Raw genomic sequence first — 20,784 nt, forward strand, 5'->3', positions numbered from 1 at the left:
GCAGCGTCAGATGTGTATAAGAGACAGGAACAGGATGCGCTTGATGAGCTTGTCGGCATGCTTCATCTCGTCGATGGATTCTTTATAGGTGTACTCGCCCAGCTTCTTCAGGCCCCAGTGCTCGAACATGCGGGCGTGCAAAAAATACTGGTTGATGGCCGTCAGCTCGTTCTTCAGAACATTGTTGAGATGACGCAATACCGTTGCGTGGCCCTGCATGTGCTCTCCTTCCGGACTCGATGGATGGCAAGAAAGCCGCGAATCTTGGAGAGGGGCGCGGAGCGAGGCAACTGCGCGCCGGCGCAGCACGAAGAGAGGGGAGACGAATCGATGAATTACCGCGAGAATACGCGGGCTTGGCTAGGCGGCAGCGGGACGATTCGCAGATTCGATATGAGACTCAATCACTTCTCGCGCAGAATCTTCGCACCGGCCGCAGCAGCTGGCGACGGGCAGGCGCATCTGGACTTCGAACAGCGATGCAGCGCCTTGATCCACGGTTTCGCGGATCTGGCGATCGCTGATGGCATTGCACACGCAAATGTACATGGTTGGCTCTCGATCCTGCGCGACTGGCGTGCGTCGCGGCGATTGGCCATCATGTAAAAACAAATGCGAATGATTGTCAATTGAAGAGTGCGCCTACAGCCCCTGAATCCGTCCCCTGGCATCCTTTTCAGGACTTTTACGGCTGGCTGGGACGGGGTTGTGGATTTGACAGTAGCGCGTGTGACTGCCTTCACGCGACCGTGATGGGGAGATGACTAGACTTACGGCCGCTGGTGCGCCGCGCGCAACTGGCGCTCAATAGCCGGCCGGCCTGGCACCGATCAGAAGCGAACGTTTGCGAAAAGGCTCGAAATAACGCGTGGCGATTCGAATTTTCCAACATTACTGGCACCTGCACCTGGCCGTGCTCGCGGTCATCGAGGGTGTGATCTTCTTCTTTGCGCCCTATGCCGCGGCCTATCTGCGCTTCAACTCGCAGCCGCTGGCGGAGGAGATGCTCGGCCCGATGCTGCCGCGCGGGCTGGTGTTCGCGGGGGTGCTGTTCGTCAGCCTGGCCGCGATGGGCCTGTACAACTCCCGTCAGCGCTCGCGTCTGGCCGGTCTGATCGCGCGCGTGGCCGCCAGCGTGATCGGCGGCGCCATGTTCATCACCATTCTGTTCTACGTGTTCCCGGACCTGCACATTGGCCGCGGCGCACTGCTGATCAGCCTGGTGATCGCGTTTGGCGGCTCGGTGATCGCGCGGGTCGTGTTCGATACGCTGGTCGATGAGGACGTGTTCAAGCGGCGCGTGCTGGTCTACGGCTCGGGCCGGCGCGGCGCGAGCATCGCGCGCCTGCGGCGTCGTTCGGATCGTCGCGGCTTCGTGGTCGTCGGGTATGTGCCGGCCGAAGGGGACGAGGGTTCCGACGTCCCGGAGAACGAAAAGCTGCCGACCACGGTCGATCTGCTCACCTTGTGCGAAAAGCACCGCATCGACGAAATCGTCGTGGCCATGGACGATCGGCGCCGTCGCTTTCCCATGGATCAGTTGCTGGAGTGTCGACTGGAAGGCGTCGACATCCTGGAGCTGGTGACTTTCCTGGAGCGCGAGACCGGCAAGGTGCGTCTGGATCTGCTCAATCCCAGCTGGATGATTTTTTCGGAAGGCTTCGGGCGCGGCCGGATCCATGACACCCTGGAGCGCGCCTTCGACATTCTGGCCAGCCTGGTGTTGCTGGTGGTTGCGGCGCCCCTCATGGTGCTGACGGCGCTCTCCATCAAAATCGTGGAAGGCCCGAAGGCCTCGATCTTTTACCGCCAGGTGCGAGTGGGGCAGTATGGCCGGCCATTCCGGCTGCTGAAGTTCCGCAGCATGCGCGAGGATGCGGAGAAGGACGGCGCGCAATGGGCGCAGAAGAACGACACCCGAGTCACGCCGATCGGCGCGTTCACCCGGCTGACGCGCATCGATGAGCTGCCGCAGATCTTGAACGTGCTGCGCGGTGAGATGAGCTTCGTCGGTCCGCGTCCGGAGCGTCCGGAGTTCGTCGGGCAGCTCGAGGAGCGCATCCCGTACTATCGCGAGCGTCACACCATCAAGCCGGGCATTACCGGCTGGGCGCAGCTGTGCTATCCGTATGGCTCTTCCGAGCAGGACGCCATCGAGAAACTGCAATACGATCTGTTCTACGTCAAAAACCATAGCCTGCTGTTCTATCTGGCCATCCTGGTACAGACGGTGGAAGTGATCGTGTGGAGAAAGGGCGCGCGTTGAGAGCTCCTGAATGAATGCGTTCGGCATTGCCAGCTATGGCATCGCGGCGCTGAGCTTCCTGGTATTGACCCTACTGCTGATCACGGCCTGGCGTGGTCGGCAACAAGGTGCACACCTCATCGTTGCCAGCGCGGTAACGGCCCTGTGGGCCGGGATTCTGGCTGCGCAGAGTTACACCGGCCACGTGCCGGTGCTCGTCATCTACCTGGCCGAATCCATCCGAGGCGGCGCCTGGCTGCTGACACTGGTGGCGATCGCCGGCATCGCGGCTCCCAAATTCCTGTCGAACGCGGCGCGCGGCTTGTGTGTCCTGTTGCTCGGCGCGGCGGTCGTTCTGCCGGTGCTCGAGCATTTCGGCATCGCCATCGTCAATCCGACGTTGCTGCTGTCGCGCGCGGGGCTGGCGCTGTCGTTGCTGGCCTTGATCCTGCTCGAGCAGATCTATCGCAACTCCTCACAGATCGCGCGCCGCTCGCTCAAGTACTTCATCATCGGTGTGGGCACGCTGTTCGCCTATGACCTGTTTCTGTATTCGCAGACCGAGCTGCTGCGCGCCGTGTCGGTTGATGCGTGGACCTCGCGGGGCATCCTCAACGCCTTTGCGATGCCCTTGATCGCCATCGCGGCGCGCCGCAATCCCGAGTGGTCGCTGGATGTGTTCGTGTCGCGGCAGATCGTTTTCTATACGACCACCGTTTTGGTCATTGGCTCCTATCTCACGGTGATGGCGCTCGGTGGGTTGTATGTCCGCGAGATCGGCGGGGCGTGGGGCAATGTCGGTCAGATCGTGTTCTTCGCAGGCGCCGTCGTGGTGCTCGCAAGTCTGGTTACGTCGGCGCCGCTGCGGCGGCACACGCGGGTCTTCATCAGCAAGCACTTCTACCGCAACAAGTACGACTATCGCATCGAATGGCTGCGCTTCATCGGCACGCTGTCTTCGACCGAAGAGGAGGATGTCGGGCGTACCGCTGTGCGCGCCATGGCGCAGATCTTCGCCAGCCCGGGCGGCTTCCTGTTCCTGCGCGACGAGACGGACAAGAAGTTCCTGCCGTACGCGGCCTGGCCGATGAGCATCGATTCGGTAGGGCTGCCGGCGAGCATCTCCGCCGAAGACGATCTGCCGCAGTTCCTCGCCGGCAAGCAGTGGATCATCGATACCGAGGAATTCCGCCGCGCCCCGGATTTCTACGGCAATATCGCGATGCCGTCCTGGCTGCTCGACAACGAGCAGCTGCGCATCGTCTCGCCGATGCTGCAATTGGATCGGCTGGTGGGCTTCGTGGTGTTGTACGATCCGCCTCCGCCGTTCGAATTGACGTACGAAGATCGAGATTTGCTCAAGACGTTGGGCCGCCACGTGGCCACTCACATCGCGCAACAGGATGCGGACCGCCGCCTGGCCGAGAGCCGTCAGTTCGAGGCGTACAACCGACTGACCGCTTTCATGATGCACGACCTGAAGAACTCGGTGGCGCAGCTGAAGCTGATCGTCGCCAACGCCCCGCGTCACAAGCACAAGCCGGAATTCGTCGACGATGCGATGGAAACGATTGCCAACGCGGCCGAGCGCATGACCAAGCTGATCGAGCAGCTGCGCGGCTCGACCTCGGCCGATCGTCACGTCGCCGCCGACCTGCGCGAGCTGGCCCAGCAGGCCGTGTCTCGTTGCAGCTATCGCGCGCCGAAGCCGCAATTGCAGGCGGGGCTGCCGGTGATGGTGATGGCCAACGCCGAGCGTCTCTCAGTAGTCATCGAGCACATCATCCGCAATGCGCAGGACGCCACCAGCGAGAGCGGAGCCGTGTCGGTGAGCATCGGACAACAGGGCCGGGAGGCCCACTTAGTCGTGGAAGACACTGGCGTCGGTATGGAGGCGGATTTCATCCGCAATCGCCTGTTCCGCCCGTTCGACAGCACCAAGGGTGCCAAAGGCATGGGCATCGGGGCGTATCAGGTCCGTGAATACATTCGTTTGCTCGGGGGTGATGTGGAAGTGCAGAGCAGTCCCGGACAGGGAACCCGTTTTGCGGTTAGCCTTCCGCTTTCTCAGAGCCTGGATGCGACCGCGGCCGCGCCCAACAGCGCCGTGAACAGCTGAGCTTCCACAGGAGCAAGATCGTGAGCGAAGACAAGCCCAAACTCCTGATCGTCGAAGATGACCTCGGGTTGCAAAAGCAGCTGAAGTGGTGCTTCGATGAGCATGAGGTGCTAATTGCCGGCACCCGTGCCGAAGCGCTGGCGCAGCTGCGCCGGTTCGAGCCGCCGGTGGTGCTGCAGGATCTCGGCCTGCCGCCGGATCCCGAAGGCGTCAACGAAGGCATGCAGACGCTGCGTGAGACGCTGAGCCTCGCGCCGGGTACCAAAGTGATCGTCGTCACCGGCAACAACGATCGGGACAACGCAGTGCGCGCGGTCTCGCTCGGCGCCTACGACTTCTATCAGAAGCCGGTCGATACCGACGTGCTGCGGTTGATCGTCAGCCGCGCGTTCCACATTCACGCCTTGGAAGAGCAGAACCGTCAGCTGCAGGAAGCGCAGTTCACCGCGCCCTTCGAAGGCATGATCGCCACCGACGATTCGATGCTGAAAGTGCGCCGCATGATCGAGAAGGTCGCACCGGCCGCGGTCTCGGTGCTGATCCTCGGTGAGAGCGGCACGGGCAAAGAACTCATCGCTCGTGCCATTCACAAGCAGAGCGGTCGTCGCGACGGCAAGTTCGTCGCCATCAACTGCGCCGCCATTCCGGAGCAACTGCTGGAAAGCGAGTTGTTTGGTTACGAGAAGGGTGCGTTCACCGGTGCGGTGAAGCAGACCATCGGCAAGGTCGAGCTGTCGAGCGGCGGCACGCTGTTCCTCGATGAGATCGGCGACATGCCACTGGCGTTGCAGGCGAAGCTGTTGCGTTTCCTGCAGAACCACGTCATCGAGCGCGTCGGCGGCCGGCAGGAAATTCCGGTCGACGTGCGCGTCGTGTGCGCGACCAACAAGAATGTGAAACAGCTGATCACGGAGCAGCGTTTCCGTGAGGATTTGTACTTCCGTATCGGCGAAGTGACCATCGACGTGCCGCCCTTGCGCGAGCGTCGTGGTGCACCGACCGTGCTTGCGCACGCGATGCTGCGCAAGTTCGGTGGCATGCATGGCCGTCCGAAGCGGGGTTTCACCGAAGAGGCGACGGCGGCGCTGGAAGCCTATTCCTGGCCTGGCAACGTGCGTGAGCTGGAGAATCGGGTCAAGACGGCGATGATCATGGGCGAGGGCTCGCTGCTCACCGCCGAAGATCTGCATCTGAAAGAAAGCGTCGATGGCGAGCTGCTGTTCAATCTGAAAGAGGTGCGCACGCGCGCCGAACGTCAGGCGATTCGTCAGGCGCTGTCCATCACGGAAGGCAACATCTCGCGCACTTCCGAGCTGCTCGGCGTCAGCCGGCCGACGCTGTACGACCTGATGGACAAGTACGGCATCTCTCACTGAAGGCGCATTGACGATGGCCACACCCGGTTGGTCGTCGACAGACGCGACGACGCTCGCGCTCGATCCTCGCGCCATCGCTCGCAATCGCACCTTACGTGCGCTCGGGTCGATGGCGCTGCTCGTGCTCGGCTTTCTGCTGTTCTGGCCGACCACTGCCGCGCTCATCGAGCAATGGGAAGACACGGTCCGCCGCTCGTATACGCACGGCTATCTGATCGTCGCGATGAGCTTGTGGATGTTGTGGTGGAATCGAGCGGCCTGGTCGCAGGTGGAGATTCGGCCCAGTGTCCTGGCCTGTAGCGGCGTGCTCGCAGCCAGCGTGGTTTGGTTGATCGTCTATCGCGCCGGCATTCGTATCGGTCACGAGGCGCTGTTGCCGGTCATGATCTTCGGCGCATTCGTCGCCGGTTACGGCTTGCAGGCGGCGCGGCGCAACTGGCTGCCGTTCGCGTTTCTTTATTTTGCGATCCCGCTGTGGGACGCGATCAATCCGTTGCTGCAATCCCTGTCGACGTTCGCCGTTCGCATGCTGTTGCGGACCGCGGGCATTCCGGCGTTCTTCTCGGGCAACACTTTCACGCTTCCGGCGGGCTCGCTGGAGATCGCAGGCGGCTGCAGCGGTCTGCACTTTCTGATCGTAGGCATCGCGATCGCGGTGTTGTATGGCGAGCTGAATCGGGATCCGTGGTGGACGCGCGTCAAGCTGGTCGTGCTGGCGGCGGTGCTCGCGATGCTGACCAACTGGATTCGTATCTTCATCATCGCCGTGGCTGCGCACGTGACGGACATGCAGCACTATCTGGTGACAAAGGAGCACTACAGCTTCGGCTGGGTGATGTTCGTCGGCACGATGGTGATTTTCTTTCTGATCGTGCGGCGCTGGCCGGCGCCGCCCGAAGCACAGGCGCAAGCGCAGTCCGCGCCCAAGAGCGGGCCGCTGTCGTGGCGGGGTGCGGCGCTGGCGCTAATCAGTTTGCTGGTCGCGCCGGTGTGGCTGCTCGCAGATCGCAACACGATTCCAAAAGATCAGTTGCCGCGCTTGCTGCCGGCGACGCTCGAGGGTTGGTCGGCGGATCAGGTCAGGCACGATGATTGGCAGCCGGTATTCGAAGCCGCCGATATGATTCAGCGCGCGCGTTATTCGAGGGCTGACCATTCGGTCGAAGGTTACGCTGCGCTCTACGGCGATCAGCACCAGGGCAAGGAACTGGTGGCCTTCAACAATTCCATCAGCGGCGAAACCTTGAATGTGCGACGCCGCGGCCGCGCGGGGCACGGCCCGTGGATGGAGGTGGAAGCGACCGACTCGAGCGGCGCTCGCTGGTTGGTGTGGTCCGCCTATCGTCTGGATGAAGTCTGGCATGACGACGACCTGACCCTGCAGATTCAATACGGCGTGCGATCGTTGGTGTCGGCACCGCTGTCGGCCGTCGTTGCGTTCAGAACGCGCTGTCAGGGCGAAGACTGCTCGGCTGCGCGCGATACCTTGCGCGACGTGACAACGAGCCTCGCGGCCAGCGTTGGGAATTAATCGGGGAGCAGGAGATGTTGAAGATCCGCACGTTGATGGCGAGCTCCGTGCTCGGCGCACTGCTGCTGAGCAGTGCCGGTTGCGATTTTCTCGTCAGTCCCGAGCAGCGCTATGAACGTGCGCAATCTGCCGTGGCCGAGGGTGACTATCGTCGCGCGCTGGTCGAGCTGAAGAATGCCTTGCAGAAAGATAACGATCTGCACGAGGCACGCGCGCTGCTGGCCGAAGTCGCGCTGTGGCTGGGGGATCCGAGCAACGCCGAAGTCGAGCTCAATCGATTGCCCGCAGCCAGCGGCCCGGATCCGTATCTCGAACTGAGGGTTCGCATCGACCTGGCGCTGGGACGCTTTGCTGTCGCGCTGGACAAGCTCGCCGGCGCATCCTCGGATCAGATCAAACCGGCGCGGGCCGACTTGTATCGCGGCTTCGCGCTGCAGGGAATGGGCAAGACCGCGGAGGCTCAACAGGCGTTTCGCGCCGCGGCGGCCGCCGGTCCGCAATTGATCGATGCCCAGGTTGGCATCATCGATACGATGGCGGCGCAGGGCGATGCGCCCGGTGCCTTGGCGCTAGCCACGCAACTCACAGAGAAACATCAGCAGTCGGCCCTTGCGTGGTATTCGCAGGGTGCAATTCTGGCGCGCGCCAGCAAGGCCGAAGAGGCCGAGAAAGCGCTGCTCAAGGCCAAGGCGCTGGCGGACAAGCAGCTCGAAGCGACGCGTCAGGTATCGCTGCTGTCGACGTTGATCGAGATGCAGCTGGCCAGTCGTAACATCGATGCGGCTCGCACCAACCTCGACGCTATGAATCGCATTGCCGCCGGCTCGCCGCTGTCGACATTGATGTCGGCGCGCATCTCGATGGCGGCGAACGACTACTCGGGCGCCGCGAGCGGTTTGCGTCGGCTGGTGAATGCCGCCCCGCAATTTACTCAAGCGCGCTATCTGCTTGGCGTCGCGCTGGTCGCGCAAGGCAATCTGGAGCAGGCGAGCCGGGAGTTGAATCAGGTCGTCGAGCAGGCTCCGCAGAATCTCGAAGCGAGGCAGTTGCTGGCGCAGGTGCGCATGCGTCTGCGGGATCCGGACGGTGCGTTGCGAGTGCTGGTGCCGGCGATCGAGACGAACGCCGACGACTCGCGTCTGACCAGTTTGTTCGAAGGAGCCCGGGTCGCTGCTGGCGCCGATGGACAAACCATCGAGACGCTGGAAAAGGCACTGAAGGACGCACCGAACAGTCGCGGACTGCAGCTGCAGTTGGCGAGTGCCTATATGCAGGCGGGCGCGGCGACCAAGGCTGTCGCTCAGCTGCGTCGGGTGGACAGTGGTGCCGAGATCGATCCGCGTCGCGAAGCGTTGTTGATCCAGGCTGTCGCGGTTGCCGAAGGGCCCGCCGCTGCACGTACGCAAGTACAAAGCATGTTGAACAAGTACGGCAACGAGCCCGCTGCGGTTGGCATCGCGGCGGGTTTTCATGCGCGCAGCGGTGAGCTGGATAAGGGGCGGGCATTGCTCAACGACGCGCTCGCCAAGAATCCGAAACAACCGGAGCTGCTGTTTGCGCTGGGCCGACTCGAGTGGACGGCTCGCCGGCCAGACGCGGCACGCGCCGCCTTGCAGCGCTTGATCGATCTCGATCCGGCCAACACGGGCGCGCAGCTTGCCCTGGTTGAATTGGAACTGGCGCAAGGCAATCAAGCCGCCGCGAGCGGCCGTCTCGAAGCGCTCCACAAAGCCAATCCGAAGGCCGTCGAGCCGCCGCTGATGCTGGCACGCATCGCGCTCGCGAAGGATGACGCCAAGCGGGCAGATGAGCTCATCAATGCAGCGGTGAATGCATCGTCGAAGCGCGGCGACGTGTTGAACACCGCCGGCATGCTCTATCTCGAAAGCGGCCGCTTCGATCAGGCGCAGACGATGTTCAAGGAAGGCACGGCGAGCGAGGCGGGCAATCCGCTGTTGTGGTTGAACTTAGGACGTGCGCAATTGGGTTTGAATCAACGCGGCCCGGCGCGCGAGTCGCTGGAAAAAGCCTTGAGCCTGCAGCCGGAATGGCTGCCGGCCATCGGCGCGCTTGCGTTCCTGGAAGTACAGGAAGGCAACGGCGACGCGGCGTTGAATCGCATCGAATCACTGAAACAAACACGCCCGAACAATCCACAGCTGCTGGCGCTGGAAGGCGAGGTCTACACTGTTCTACAGAAGTATCCGGAAGCCTCGCGAGCCTACGAAGCGGCAGCGGCGCTGCGGCCCGCGCCGGAGCTGGCGACCAAGATTTTCCAGGTGCGCAGTGCCGGCAAGCTGCCCAACGCCGTCGAGCCGTTGGAGCGTTGGTCGCGCGAGCATCCGGAGGATCTGGGGTTCCGCACTTTGCTGGCCGACGCCTATCTGCAAAGCGGTGAGGCCAAAAAGGCGATCGGCCAGTACGAGCAGATCGTGCAACGTCAGCCCAAGCATGTGCCGTCGCTGAACAACCTGGCGTGGCTGTATCATGAGCAACGCGATCAACGGGCACTGCCTACTGCCCGTCAGGCTCATCAACTTGCGCCCCAGCTTCCGGCTATCATGGACACGCTCGGCTGGATTCTGGTCGAAACCGGCCAGGCCAACGAAGGCTTGCCGCTGCTGGAACAGGCAGCGACCGCGACCAATGCATCGGCCGACATCAAGTATCACTACGCTGCCGCTCTTGCCCGCACGGGGGCCAAGACGCAGGCCAAAGAACAGCTCACTCAGCTGCTCGCCGGTCAGGCAACCTTCGACAACCGTGCCGCGGCCCAGCGCCTGCTGTTAGAGCTGGGCGGGCAGGAGTAGCACAGCAGTACGGACAAGCGCGCGCTACGTCACGGTTTTACAGCCCGTTTCGCTGGGTTTAGGAGCTTTTCTGTTAGGCTACCGCCGCTGTGATGTATGCATGACGTGAGCCGTACTGCAGTTCGCTGGGGCGTAGCGACCCGCTGCCACCTTTCACTCGTGACGAATCGAATGCAGAAGCAATTTTCGGCGCTCAACTTCGCGGCCATATTGATGTTTTTCTGGGCCGCGAGCGTTTGGAGCCAGGTAACCGACTCTTCCACAGCCAGCTCCGCGCCGGCCCCCCAACCCAGCCAAGCCCTCGAGAGTGTCAAGCCTGCCGACACTCCGCCCGCCGCCCAAGCGATGCCGCAGATGGCGACCAGCTCGGTGGCTCCCGATTACCGCATCGGTCCCGGCGACACATTGCAAATATTCGTGTGGCGCAACCCCGAGCTGACGCAGTCGGTGCCGGTGCGTCCGGATGGAAAGATCTCGACTCCGCTGGTCGAAGACATGGTTGCCGTCGGCAAAACGCCTTCACAGCTGGCGCGTGACGTCGAAGTTGTGCTCGCCGAATACATTCGCTCGCCGCAGGTCAACGTGATCGTTACCAATCCGGTGAGCGCGTTCAGCCAGGTGAAAGTCATCGGGCAGGTGACCACGCCGCAGTCGCTGCCGTATCGCGAAGGCATGCGGGTGCTCGATGCGATCCTCGCGGCGGGCGGGCTCACGGAATTCGCGGCTGGCAATCGCGGCAAGATTGTCCGGAAAGTCGATGGCAAGGATACGGAGCTGCGTGTCAAGGTCGAAGACCTCGTGAACAAAGGTGCGATGAAGAACAACCTGGAGCTGAAACCGGGTGACGTGATCGTCGTACCGCAATCTTTCTTCTGAGCAAACCATGCAGGCACTGATCGATCAGGTTTTGAACGAGCTGCGCGGCGCGTGGCGCTTCCGGCGCTATGCGCTGGCGGTGGCGTGGGGCGTGTGCCTGTTCGGCTGGTTCGTGGTCTACACGATCCCGGACTCATATCGATCCAGTGCCCGCGTCAACGTCGATACCCGCACGGCGCTGCGCAACGTCGTCGATGGCCTGGTCGTCAACATGGACGTGGAGTCGCAGCTGAACCTGGTGCGTCAGGCGTTGCTGGGCCGCGCGAACCTGGAAAAGGTCGCGCAGCAGGTGGGGCTGGATGTCACGGCGCGCACTGGCCCGGAACGCGAAAAGTTGCTCAACAGCATCATCTCGCGCGTCGAGGTCGAGCTCGAGCCGCCACTGACGCGCGATCCGCGCATTCCGAATACATTGTTCCGTATTTCGTTCACCGATCATGAGCGTCAGACGGCGTTGAAGGTCGTCGACGTGCTCCTGAACTCGTTCGTCGAAGACACGATCGGCTCGGACCGCAACGGTACGGCATCCGCGCAGCGCTTCTTGAAAGAGCAGTTGACCGACTATGGCCGCCGCCTCGCCGAAGCCGAAAACCAGCTGGCCGAGTTCAAGAAAAAGAACGTCGGCCTGGTGCCGGGCGATGAGGGCGGTTACTTCGCGCGCCTGACCACCGAAATGCAGGAAGTCAAACGCCTGCAAAGCCAGATCGCCGTGGCCAACAGCCGGCGTCTGGAGTTGCAGCGTCAGTTGCGTGGCGAAACACCGTTCGTGCCGCCGACCGAAACCGGCACCACGGCTCGCACGAATGGTGCGAATGGCGGTCCGCAGGACACAGCTACGCGCATCCAGGAGACACAATCACGTCTGGATGATCTGTTGCTTCGCTACACCGAGCGGCATCCCGAAGTCATTGCGACCAAGGAAACATTGGACGCACTGAAGCAGCGTCAGCAGGAAGAGCTGGCCGCGTTGCGTCGGGGCGACCCGGGCGCCGCTGCGCTTGCGAATGCGGCCAGCAATCCGGTGTATCAAAGCATTCAAACCACGTTGAATCAGGCCGACGTGACGATCGCCGAGCTGCGCAGCCAGCTGGCCGACCACCAGCGTAATGAGGCTGAGCTGCGCCGACTGGTCGATACCGCGCCGGAAGTGGAAGCCGAATACGCGCGCCTGACTCGTGACTACACCGTCACTCGCACCCAGTACAACAGCTTGTTGGAACGTTTGGAGAAGGCGCGTCTGTCCGGCGACGCCGAGCAGACCGGCGTGGTGAAGTTCAACATCGTCGATCCGCCGAGCGCGAGCTTCGCTCCCATCTTCCCGAATCGTCCGTTGTTCCTGCTCGCCGTGTTCGTTATCGGTATTGGCGCGGGTTGTGGTGTCGCTTACTTGATGCACATGATGCGGCCGGTGTTCGCGACCAGCCGCTCGCTGGCGGACATGACCGGTTTGCCGGTGCTCGGCTCGGTCACTCGCAGCTGGGTCGAGAAATATCAGGCGCAGTTGCGCCGGGGCTTGGTGCGTTACTCGGTCGCCGCAGCGGCCCTGTTCGTCGTATTCATCGTGGTTGTGGTCATGCAGCAGCCGGCTTCGCACCTGCTGCGTCAGATGTTGGGCTAACGCCCGGAGTTGACGATGAGTCTGGTCGAACGAGCTTTAAAAAAGATCCAGGAATCGCGCGGGCAAGTGCCGCCAGCGCATGCGCATGCGCAACCATCGTTCAACACCGTGCCGATGCAGGCGGCGCGCCCGGCGCCAGCTCCGCAGCCTGCGGTGTCTGTCGTCAGCGCTGTGCCAACGCTCGAGCCGGTGCGTCCGACTCGAGTCGTGCATGTCGACCGCGACGCTCTGCGTCACGCGGAGCTGTTGCCGCCGACCAGCCAGGAGCGTCAGCTCTCCAGTGAGTATCGCCAGATCAAGCGACCGCTGATCGCGAACGCGCTCGGTCGGGGCGTGCCGAAAGTTCCGAGCGGTCATCGCATCATGATCGCCAGCGCCATGCCCGGTGACGGCAAGACATTCACCAGCATCAATCTGGCGTTGTCGTTCGCGCTGGAAAAAGACCTGTCGGTGGTGCTGGTCGATGCGGATGTCGCCAAAGCGCATCTGAGCAGAACATTCGGCGTACACAACGAGTTGGGCCTGATGGATCTGCTGCGCGACGAGCATCTGGATGTGGAATCGCTGATTCTGCCGACCGATGTGCCGGGCTTGAGCATCCTGCCGGCCGGCAAGGCGATCGAGACGGCCAACGAACTGCTGGCGAGCTCGCGGATGGAGCAGATTGCCAATCACATCACCGTGCGCAATCCGAACCGCATCGTGTTGTTCGATTCGCCGCCGCTGCTGATCACGACCGAGGCGATGACGTTGTCGGCCGTCGTGGGCCAGATCGTCATGGTGGTGCGCGCCGGCGTGACGCCGCAGAGCGCGGTGCTCGATGCCATTGAACTGCTGGGCGAAGGCAAGTCCATCGGCCTGGTATTGAATCAGACCGATGAACAGGTCCGCCCGGGTTACTACTACCAGTACTATGGCCACAAGGATGGCGACCGTTCGGATGAAAGCGTCGAGGCCGACGCTGCCGCCTTGCGGCGTAGCGTCGCTGAGGGCTGAGACGATCTCAAAAGAAATGTTGGTGTCTGCACCGCTCGCAGCTGAATGCGAAGGGCAGATCGAGAAGGGCAAAGCACATGGGGCACATGCGACGTAAATGGGTTGCAGCGCCGGCTGCGGCTGGCGTCATGGCGATGATTGTGGGTGCGCCCGCGCGAGCCGAAATCAATGCATCCGCCGAAGCGGGTATCGGCTACACCGACAACATCAGGCGCGTTGCCGAGAACGAGACCAGCGAGACCATCGGCACGATGGGTCTCGATCTGCTATGGCAGGAGCGCACGCGGCGCATTCGCGGCGATGCCATGGTCGATCTCAACTATTACGAATACGTGGACAACACCTTCGACAGCGAGCTGGTCGGCACGGCCAACGGCACGCTGGCGCTGGGGATCGTGCCCGAAACGCTGAACTGGGTCGTGCAGGACTCCTTTGGTCAGGCGCAGTCCGATCCGTTCGCGGCGAGCACGCCGGAGACGCGCGAAGATCTGAACTACTTCTCGACCGGTCCGGATCTCACGGTGCGACTCGGCCCGACCGGCTTCGGTCGTTTGTTCGGCCGCTGGTCGTCGACCAACTATGAAACCAGTCCCCTCGATGCGGAGCGCACCACGGCCGGTGTGGCCATCGGACGTCGTCCGACTCCACGCAACGAGTTGTCGTTGAATGCGGTGACCGAGACCATCGATTTCGATAATCCGCAGAATACGGACTACGATCGCGACAGTGTGTTCATCGGCTGGCGGCTCGATGCGTCTCGCACCACGATCGATGCCAACATGGGCTACACCTGGCTGCAGCGCGATGGCAGCGACAAGCAGGGCAACGCGCTGATCAATATCAACATCGCGCGTGAAATGACCGCAGCGTCGACGTTGCGCATGACGCTCAGCCAGCAACTGGGTGATGCAGGCGATTCGCTGCGTGCTCAGTTGACGGGAAACGTGGTTGGTGGGGGCGCGGGGCAGATCACTGCGACTTCCGATCCGTTCAAGAACCAGCTGGTGTCGTTGGAGTGGTCGTACATGAGCGGCCGCACCGGTTTCTTGCTCGGCGCTGCGCATAGCAAAGACGATTACGAAGTCGCCGCGCAATTCAATCGTGAGCGCAATGACTTCACTGCAGGGGTATCGCGACGCATCGCGAGTACTGTCACGCTCGATCTGCGGGCGACCCTCGAGAAAGAGAAGTTCACGAACGTGGACCAGGAGAACGAGGAGTTTCGCGTTGGCGCGACGCTGAATTGGCGCGCGTGGCGCACGCTCGGGATGCGCTTGCTGGTCGAGCGCATCGACCGCGACAGCCGAGGCGGCAGCAACGAGTTCGTGGAAAACCGGGCGTTCCTCACGCTGGCTTATTACTGGGGCGGTGACGATGCGGCCGCGTTGGGCGGTGGCGGTGGTTTCCGGTGAGCCAGATGGATGCCAGTGCGATGACTGCGAATGCCATGACGGTGGACGTGGAAGATTATTTCCATGTCTCTGCGCTGGCGGAAGTCATTCGGCGCGACCAATGGGACGCGATGGAATATCGCGCCGAGCAAAGCACCAACCGCTTGCTCGAATTGTTCGGCAGCAAGGGCATGCGAGCGACTTTCTTCGTGCTCGGCTGGGTCGCCAAGCGCTCGCCGGAGCTCATCAAGCGCATTCATGCTGCAGGTCATGAGGTTGCCTGTCACGGGCTGACCCATGAGCTGGTCTATCGACAGACGCCGGAAGTGTTTCGTCAGGAAACACGTGAGTCGAAGGCGTTGCTGGAGGATCTGATTGGCGCGCCGGTGCTGGGCTACCGCGCGGCGAGCTATTCGATCACCGCACGTTCGCTATGGGCCATCGATATCCTGTGTGAGTTGGGCTTCCGTTACGACTCCAGTATTTTTCCGATTGCTCATGATCGTTATGGGATTCCAGGGGCGTCGACACGGCCGGGGCTGATGCATGCCAAAAATGGCGCGAGCATCGTCGAGTTTCCGTTGTCGACGGCTGAGTTGTTCGGACGGCGCGTGCCGGTCGCAGGCGGCGGCTATTTCCGCCTGCTGCCGTACTGGTTCACGCGCTGGGGCCTGCGTTCTATCAACGAACGGCAACAACAGCCTTTTATTTTTTATCTGCATCCGTGGGAGATCGACGCGGAACAGCCGCGCTTCAATGCGAGCTGGCTGTCCAGATTCCGCCATTACACCAACCTGGATGTATGCGAGGCGCGGCTGGCGCGCCTGATCGGTGAGTTCAGGTTCACGACGGTCAAAGAAGTGCTGCGTTCTCAGCTGGAAGCCGCGCAAGTGGGTCAGCTCGCTGCAGCATCTGTGTGACGCGGTGAACATCCACGCCAACGGGCGTGGCGTATCGTTTCGAAGCGTGGCGATAACCCCCTCAGCAAAGCCACAGCGGGTGAATGTCGATGCGTTCTGTTCCAACGGCCGCGGCGATGTCTTCGTTGCCGCTGACGGCTTTGACGGGTGGCGCTGGAGCGCCAGCCGTGGCAGCCCCGTTTGCATCAAACGCCTGCATTGACATCGAGCTCATCGAGCGCCGCGAGCAGATTCCGCTGACCGCCAGGGAATGGAACGATCTGGTCGCTCAGAACGAAACCAACTCGATCTTCCAGACTTACGAGTGGTTCGACGCCTGGTGGCAGACCTTCGGCGCCGCGCACGAGTTGTTTTTCATGCTGTTGCGTCGGGAAGGCCGGGTCATCGGCTTCGCAGCCATGATGCTGCGGAATGTTTCCTGGCGCGGTCGGCGACTGGAATTCGTCGGCACCGGCAATGCCGATTATCAGGACTTCGTGCTGCCCTATGACAAACCGGCAGCAATAGTCAGCATATGTAAGTTTCTACGCACGCGTGCGTCGCGCTGGCGCAGTGCCTGGTTGAGCAATGTGCCGCGTCAGTCGAGCACGCTCGCGCAGCTGCAGAACGCCGGTATCGGCCACGGCCTGTATTTCGTTCAGGAAGCACACCAACGCTGTCCGGCGTTGCGACTGGAGAGCGACCGCTCGGGCGCCGAGAAGCTGCTCAAGAAATACAGCCTCAAACGGCCGCTCAACTGGTTCTCCTCGCGTGGCGAAGTGCGTTTTCGCAATGTTTCGGCGCTGAGCGAGATTCAATCGTTGCTGCCCGTCTTTTTCGAGCAGCATGCGCGGCGCTGGCATGCCGTCGGGCGCTCGAGCCTGTTCGAAATGGGCAGTCAGCGCACATTCTATTTGGCACTGGCGGCAGCGCTGCACTCCGCGGGCTGGCTGTTGTTCTCGGTGGTCGAGTTCAACGGACAACCGATCGCGTTTCATTTCGGCTTCGATTATTTCGGCAGCATCATGTGGTACAAGCCGTCGTTCGAGGTGAAGTACGCCGAGCATTCGCCCGGGCTGCTGTTGACCCGCAAGATCATCGAGGATGGCTTGCAACGCTCGCGCCACGAACTCGACTTCACCATCGGCGAGGAGGCGTTCAAAGACCGCTTCGCCAATGTTTCCCGGTACAACGTGACGCTCAGCGTCTACCACAGCCTGCCGAACGCGATGCGTGCGACCGGCTGGCGGTGGGTGCGGCGTAATCTGGGCCGCCTGCGTCGCAAGCTCAATGGCTCGCGGCCATCGCTGTATGCGCACAAGGAGGCAGCGCCGGCGGCTGAAACATCGAAGACGACGGATTCGTCCCCATGAACGCACCGCTGGTCAGCGTCATCATTCCAACCTACAACCGTGCCGCTTTGCTGTGCGAAGCGATCGACACGGTATTGGCGCAGAGTTACCGAAACACCGAGATCATCGTCATCGACGATGGCTCGACCGATGACACCACCGCCGCCGTGCAGCGGTACGGCGATCGCATCCGCTATACACGTCGGCCGAATGCGGGGGTGAATGCGGCACGAAATCTCGGCATCAAACAAGCGCGGGGCGAGTACCTGGCGCTGCTCGACAGCGACGATTTGTGGGCGCCTTACAAGCTCGAGCTGCAGGTCGCGCTGCTGCGTCATTTCAATGACGTGGGCTTTACGTTCTCGAATTTCATGATCTTCCGAGGCCCAAGCCCCGCGGCGGATGTCTTGCCGACCATGGACGGCTTGGGCACCTGGCTGGATCACATACCGGGCCGCATCGAGCCGTATCGCTGGCAGCGCTCGTTCACTTCGATCAAAGGGATGCCGGCGTTGCAGCTGCCGACGCAGGAATTCACGGTCAGTGGCGGTGATATCTACGCTTCGTCGCTGGTCTGTCCCTACGTGCTGCCAAGCTCCTCGCTGATTCGCAAGTCTTCGTTAGGGCAGCTGCGGTTGCCGGAGATCCTGGCGACCTGTGGCGACTGGGAGTTCTTCGCGCGGTTCTCCAAGCAGAGCGGCTGCGTGTACGCGGATCTGGCGACCACATACAACCGCAGCCACGAGGATGAGGTGCGTCTGACGCGCGGCGATCCAGGTGTGCGATTGGGCCGGCGCATCGCGATGATCGATCGAGTGTGGCGCGCCGATCGGGAGTTCTACGTGAAGCTCGGCGACAAAGTCGACGAGGTGCAGCGTGGCCTGTTGTTACAAGCGGCGAGGCGCGATCTACTCCTGGCACGTCGTGGCCAGGCGCGCGCTCACCTCAAACGCGCCGCGTCGATCGAGACGGATCGAAGATCCATCATGGAGTCGGTGCTGCGTTTGCTGGCCAACATCCCCGGTAGCGGCTGGAGTCTCCGAGGCATGCGCGCGACTTTGAACGGTGCGCGCCAGCTGGCTGCTCGCGTTTCTCAGCAATGAGCTCGGCGCCGGCAGCGAACTACTCCGTCGAGACGCTGCGCCGGATCGACTCGCCCGATGAGCTTGCAGCGCTGTGGCGTCAGCTGCCCCAACTGGCGCAGGAATTCACACAGTCTGTCGATTGGACTCTGGTCGCTGCCGAACGCTTGTACGGTGCCGATGCGTTGCGCGTCGTTCAGGCACGCCAAGATGATGAAATCATCGCGCTCGCTCCGCTGGGTGTGACCAGCGGCGGCGGCGTCGAGCGACTGGAGATTCTTGGTGCGACCACGTTGTTCGAACCTTGTGGCTTCGGGTACCGCGACGCTGATGCGTTGCTGAAGGTGTGCCGGGCGGTCGTCGGTCTGGGGCGGCCGCTGGTCCTGCAGCGGATCGCGGCGGATGGCGCACTTCTGCAAACATTCAAGCGCCTGGCGCGGGGCCGCGGTCAGCTGCTGGAATTCAAAGCGTCCGGATCGCCGTTCGTGCCCATCACCTCGAGTTGGGATGAGTATTCACGGAATCTGTCGGCACGCCGTCGCCAGGACTATCGCCGGGCGCGTCGCAATCTGGAGCGCGCAGGCTTGGTCGAGGTCGAGATCCACCGCCCCGGTCCGGAGCAAGTCGAGCCGGCCATGACCGAAGCCATGCAGGTCGAGGCGGCGAGCTGGAAGGGGCGGGGCGGCAGTGCCCTGCTGACCAACACCCGCCTGAGTGGATTCTTCCTGCAGCTGGCACAGCGCCTGGCGCGGCAGGGGCAATTGCGACTGTGCTTTCTGCGACTGGATGGCACGCCGATCGCCATGCAGATCGGTGTCGTGCACGCCGGGCGCTGGTGGGTGCTCAAGATCGGCTATGACGAGCGCTGGGCCGAGCATTCCCCTGGCATCCAATTGATGTGGGACGTGCTGCGGGCGGCCTTCGAGGAGCGGCTCAGCTCGTTCGAGATGCTCGGCAGCGCCGAGCCCTGGCTGACGATCTGGACCCGGCAGGAGCGGGCCTATCGCACCTTGGCTTTCTATCCGTACAACGGCCGAGGAATGGTTGCCTTGGGCGCTGACATAATGAGAGCCTTCACGCAGCGTCTGCGGGCGCAAGTGAAGACCAGATCGGGCCCGGCAGCACGCCAATAGCAAGAGTGTCGCCAGGCCTGACAGTTCACGGACTGTGCGCGTGACCCCGATCACGCCGCCAGCGGCGAAATCCCGGACAATTGCTGGTCGCGCCGGACCAGCATTTCAGTCGACTTCAACAGCATGTGTGGCATAGCAGGCACCCTTTATTTCGACGCGCAGCGGGCGCCTGAGCACAGCCGTCTGGAGCGGATGGTGCAGGCCATTGCCCATCGCGGTCCCGATGGCGACGGCTACCACATCGAGCCCGGGGTGGGCCTCGGCCACGCGCGCCTGAGCATCATCGATATCGGTGGCGGGGCGCAGCCCATCCACAACGGCCAGCGCACGGTGTGGATCACCTACAATGGTGAAATCTTCAATTACATCGAGCTGCGCCAGTTCCTCGAGACGCGCGGCCATCGCTTCTATACCCATTCCGACACCGAAGTGATCGTGCACCTCTATGAGGAGCTGGGCGATCGTTTCGTCGATGAGTTGAACGGTCAGTTCTCGTTTGCGATCTGGGATCGCCCGAAGCGGCGCCTGCTGCTGGTGCGCGACCGTGCCGGAATATTGCCGTTGTATTACGCGCAGACGCGTGACGAACTGGTATTCGCGTCCGAGGTGAAAGCCATTCTCGCCAGCGGCGCCGTGCCGCCGGCGCTCGATCCGAATGGCCTCGATGAGCTGATGACGTTCTGGGCGCCGCTCGCACCGCGCACGATGTTCAAAGGCATCAATCAGCTCGCGCCGGGCGAAATGCTGATCGTTGAAAACGGCGCGGTGAAGCGTCGTCAATATTGGGAATGGAATTTCCCGGAGCAGGGCGAGCACCGCCACGCGCCGCAAGCCGATCTCGAGCAGGAGCTGCGCGAGGTGTTGTCCGATGCCACGCGGCTGCGCCTGCGGGCGGATGTGCCGGTCGGTGCTTATCTCTCCGGCGGTCTCGATTCCTCATCGTTGGTCGCCTTGTTACAGGAGCGCGTGCCGCAGACCCTGCGCACGTTCTCCATTGGTTTCGACGACGCCGGTCTGGATGAGTCTGTGCACCAACGTACAGTCGTCGACTATCTGCGAACCTCTCACAATCACGTGCAGTGCTCGACCGCGGACATCGCCAATGCGTTCCCGCGGACCATCCGTCACAGCGAAATGCCCGTCCTGCGCACCGCGCCGGCGCCCATGCAGATGCTGTCGGCGCTGGTTCGCCGGTCGAACGTGAAAGTGGTGTTGACCGGTGAAGGCGCGGATGAGGTGCTGGGCGGCTACGATATTTTCAAAGAGGCCAAGGTGCGCCATTTTTGGGCACAGCAGCCGGAGTCCAGCTGGCGTCCGGCGCTGCTCAAGCGGCTGTACCCGTACCTGAACCTGACC

15 protein-coding genes and 1 pseudogene are annotated in these 20,784 nt (G+C 62.4%); 14 read left to right on the plus strand and 2 right to left on the minus strand.

Going from position 1 to position 20,784, the window contains the following annotated elements; genetic code table 11:
* Positions 1-24 precede the first annotated feature (24 nt).
* Together D0550_RS27925 and D0550_RS27930 are read right to left on the minus strand one after the other, a co-directional pair.
* Positions 25-219 (minus strand): annotated as a pseudogene (locus tag D0550_RS27925) (ferritin-like domain-containing protein); the annotation flags it as partial.
* Positions 220-360: 141 nt separating this feature from the next.
* Positions 361-549, minus strand: coding sequence for a (2Fe-2S)-binding protein (locus D0550_RS27930; protein WP_116812491.1), 189 nt, complete (start codon positions 547-549; stop codon positions 361-363).
* Between the two features lie 319 nt (positions 550-868).
* On the opposite strand from D0550_RS27930, the gene D0550_RS27935 reads away from it, so the two are divergent.
* The 14 genes from D0550_RS27935 to asnB all read left to right on the plus strand — a co-directional run.
* Positions 869-2,266 (plus strand): TIGR03013 family XrtA/PEP-CTERM system glycosyltransferase, encoded by a 1,398-nt coding sequence (locus D0550_RS27935; RefSeq protein WP_116812492.1) that lies wholly within the window; start codon positions 869-871, stop codon positions 2,264-2,266.
* A gap of 10 nt (positions 2,267-2,276) precedes the next feature.
* Complete coding sequence (gene prsK / locus D0550_RS27940; protein WP_116812493.1) at positions 2,277-4,364, plus strand: XrtA/PEP-CTERM system histidine kinase PrsK; 2,088 nt, start codon at positions 2,277-2,279, stop codon at positions 4,362-4,364.
* Between the two features lie 20 nt (positions 4,365-4,384).
* Positions 4,385-5,740, plus strand: a complete 1,356-nt coding sequence (gene prsR / locus D0550_RS27945) for a PEP-CTERM-box response regulator transcription factor (RefSeq protein WP_170134692.1) — start codon at positions 4,385-4,387, stop codon at positions 5,738-5,740.
* A gap of 13 nt (positions 5,741-5,753) precedes the next feature.
* Positions 5,754-7,271 carry an exosortase A gene (gene xrtA, locus D0550_RS27950; protein ID WP_116812495.1) on the plus strand — a complete coding sequence of 506 codons (1,518 nt, stop codon included), beginning with the start codon at positions 5,754-5,756 and terminating at the stop codon, positions 7,269-7,271.
* Between the two features lie 14 nt (positions 7,272-7,285).
* On the plus strand, positions 7,286-10,081 hold the full coding sequence (prsT, locus tag D0550_RS27955) for an XrtA/PEP-CTERM system TPR-repeat protein PrsT (protein ID WP_116812496.1): 2,796 nt from the start codon (positions 7,286-7,288) through the stop codon (positions 10,079-10,081).
* 354 nt (positions 10,082-10,435) lie between these two features.
* A complete protein-coding gene (locus D0550_RS27960) occupies positions 10,436-10,957 on the plus strand; it encodes an XrtA/PEP-CTERM system exopolysaccharide export protein (protein ID WP_116812504.1) in 522 nt (173 codons plus the stop codon).
* 7 nt (positions 10,958-10,964) lie between these two features.
* Positions 10,965-12,575, plus strand: a complete 1,611-nt coding sequence (locus D0550_RS27965; protein ID WP_116812497.1) for an XrtA system polysaccharide chain length determinant — start codon at positions 10,965-10,967, stop codon at positions 12,573-12,575.
* Between the two features lie 15 nt (positions 12,576-12,590).
* Entirely contained in the window at positions 12,591-13,571 is a 981-nt protein-coding gene (locus D0550_RS27970) for an AAA family ATPase (RefSeq protein WP_153067392.1), read from the plus strand.
* A gap of 128 nt (positions 13,572-13,699) precedes the next feature.
* The gene (locus D0550_RS27975; RefSeq protein WP_161966095.1) at positions 13,700-14,983 is read left to right on the plus strand and encodes an outer membrane beta-barrel protein; all 1,284 of its coding nucleotides are present in this window, start codon (positions 13,700-13,702) and stop codon (positions 14,981-14,983) included.
* Between the two features lie 5 nt (positions 14,984-14,988).
* Positions 14,989-15,882, plus strand: coding sequence for an XrtA system polysaccharide deacetylase (locus tag D0550_RS27980; RefSeq protein WP_206606590.1), 894 nt, complete (start codon positions 14,989-14,991; stop codon positions 15,880-15,882).
* Positions 15,883-15,971: 89 nt separating this feature from the next.
* Complete coding sequence (locus D0550_RS27985) at positions 15,972-17,234, plus strand: GNAT family N-acetyltransferase (RefSeq protein WP_161966096.1); 1,263 nt, start codon at positions 15,972-15,974, stop codon at positions 17,232-17,234.
* Positions 17,231-18,316, plus strand: a complete 1,086-nt coding sequence (locus D0550_RS27990) for a glycosyltransferase family A protein (protein ID WP_116812501.1) — start codon at positions 17,231-17,233, stop codon at positions 18,314-18,316. The genes D0550_RS27985 and D0550_RS27990 overlap by 4 nt, the downstream gene beginning before the upstream one ends.
* A complete protein-coding gene (locus D0550_RS27995; protein ID WP_116812502.1) occupies positions 18,313-19,428 on the plus strand; it encodes a GNAT family N-acetyltransferase in 1,116 nt (371 codons plus the stop codon). Before D0550_RS27990 ends, D0550_RS27995 begins: the two co-directional genes overlap by 4 nt.
* A 123-nt stretch (positions 19,429-19,551) precedes the next feature.
* Positions 19,552-20,784 (plus strand): asparagine synthase (glutamine-hydrolyzing) (gene asnB / locus D0550_RS28000; RefSeq protein WP_116812503.1); only part of this gene is annotated, 1,233 nt, incomplete at its 3' end.

This window comes from Steroidobacter cummioxidans, assembly GCF_003104955.1.

Excerpts from the sequence above, each read along its gene's own strand:
- D0550_RS27960 (WP_116812504.1), top strand. The coding sequence starts at position 10,436 with ATGGCGACCAGCTCGGTGGCTCCCGATTACCGCATCGGTCCCGGCGAC.
- D0550_RS27980 (WP_206606590.1), top strand. The coding sequence starts at position 14,989 with ATGGATGCCAGTGCGATGACTGCGAATGCCATGACGGTGGACGTGGAA.
- D0550_RS27990 (WP_116812501.1), top strand. The coding sequence starts at position 17,231 with ATGAACGCACCGCTGGTCAGCGTCATCATTCCAACCTACAACCGTGCC.
- D0550_RS27985 (WP_161966096.1), top strand. The coding sequence starts at position 15,972 with ATGCGTTCTGTTCCAACGGCCGCGGCGATGTCTTCGTTGCCGCTGACG.
- xrtA (WP_116812495.1), top strand. The coding sequence starts at position 5,754 with ATGGCCACACCCGGTTGGTCGTCGACAGACGCGACGACGCTCGCGCTC.
- D0550_RS27970 (WP_153067392.1), top strand. The coding sequence starts at position 12,591 with ATGAGTCTGGTCGAACGAGCTTTAAAAAAGATCCAGGAATCGCGCGGG.
- D0550_RS27930 (WP_116812491.1), bottom strand. The coding sequence starts at position 549 with ATGTACATTTGCGTGTGCAATGCCATCAGCGATCGCCAGATCCGCGAA.
- D0550_RS27995 (WP_116812502.1), top strand. The coding sequence starts at position 18,313 with ATGAGCTCGGCGCCGGCAGCGAACTACTCCGTCGAGACGCTGCGCCGG.
- D0550_RS27965 (WP_116812497.1), top strand. The coding sequence starts at position 10,965 with ATGCAGGCACTGATCGATCAGGTTTTGAACGAGCTGCGCGGCGCGTGG.
- D0550_RS27975 (WP_161966095.1), top strand. The coding sequence starts at position 13,700 with ATGGCGATGATTGTGGGTGCGCCCGCGCGAGCCGAAATCAATGCATCC.
- prsT (WP_116812496.1), top strand. The coding sequence starts at position 7,286 with ATGTTGAAGATCCGCACGTTGATGGCGAGCTCCGTGCTCGGCGCACTG.
- prsK (WP_116812493.1), top strand. The coding sequence starts at position 2,277 with ATGAATGCGTTCGGCATTGCCAGCTATGGCATCGCGGCGCTGAGCTTC.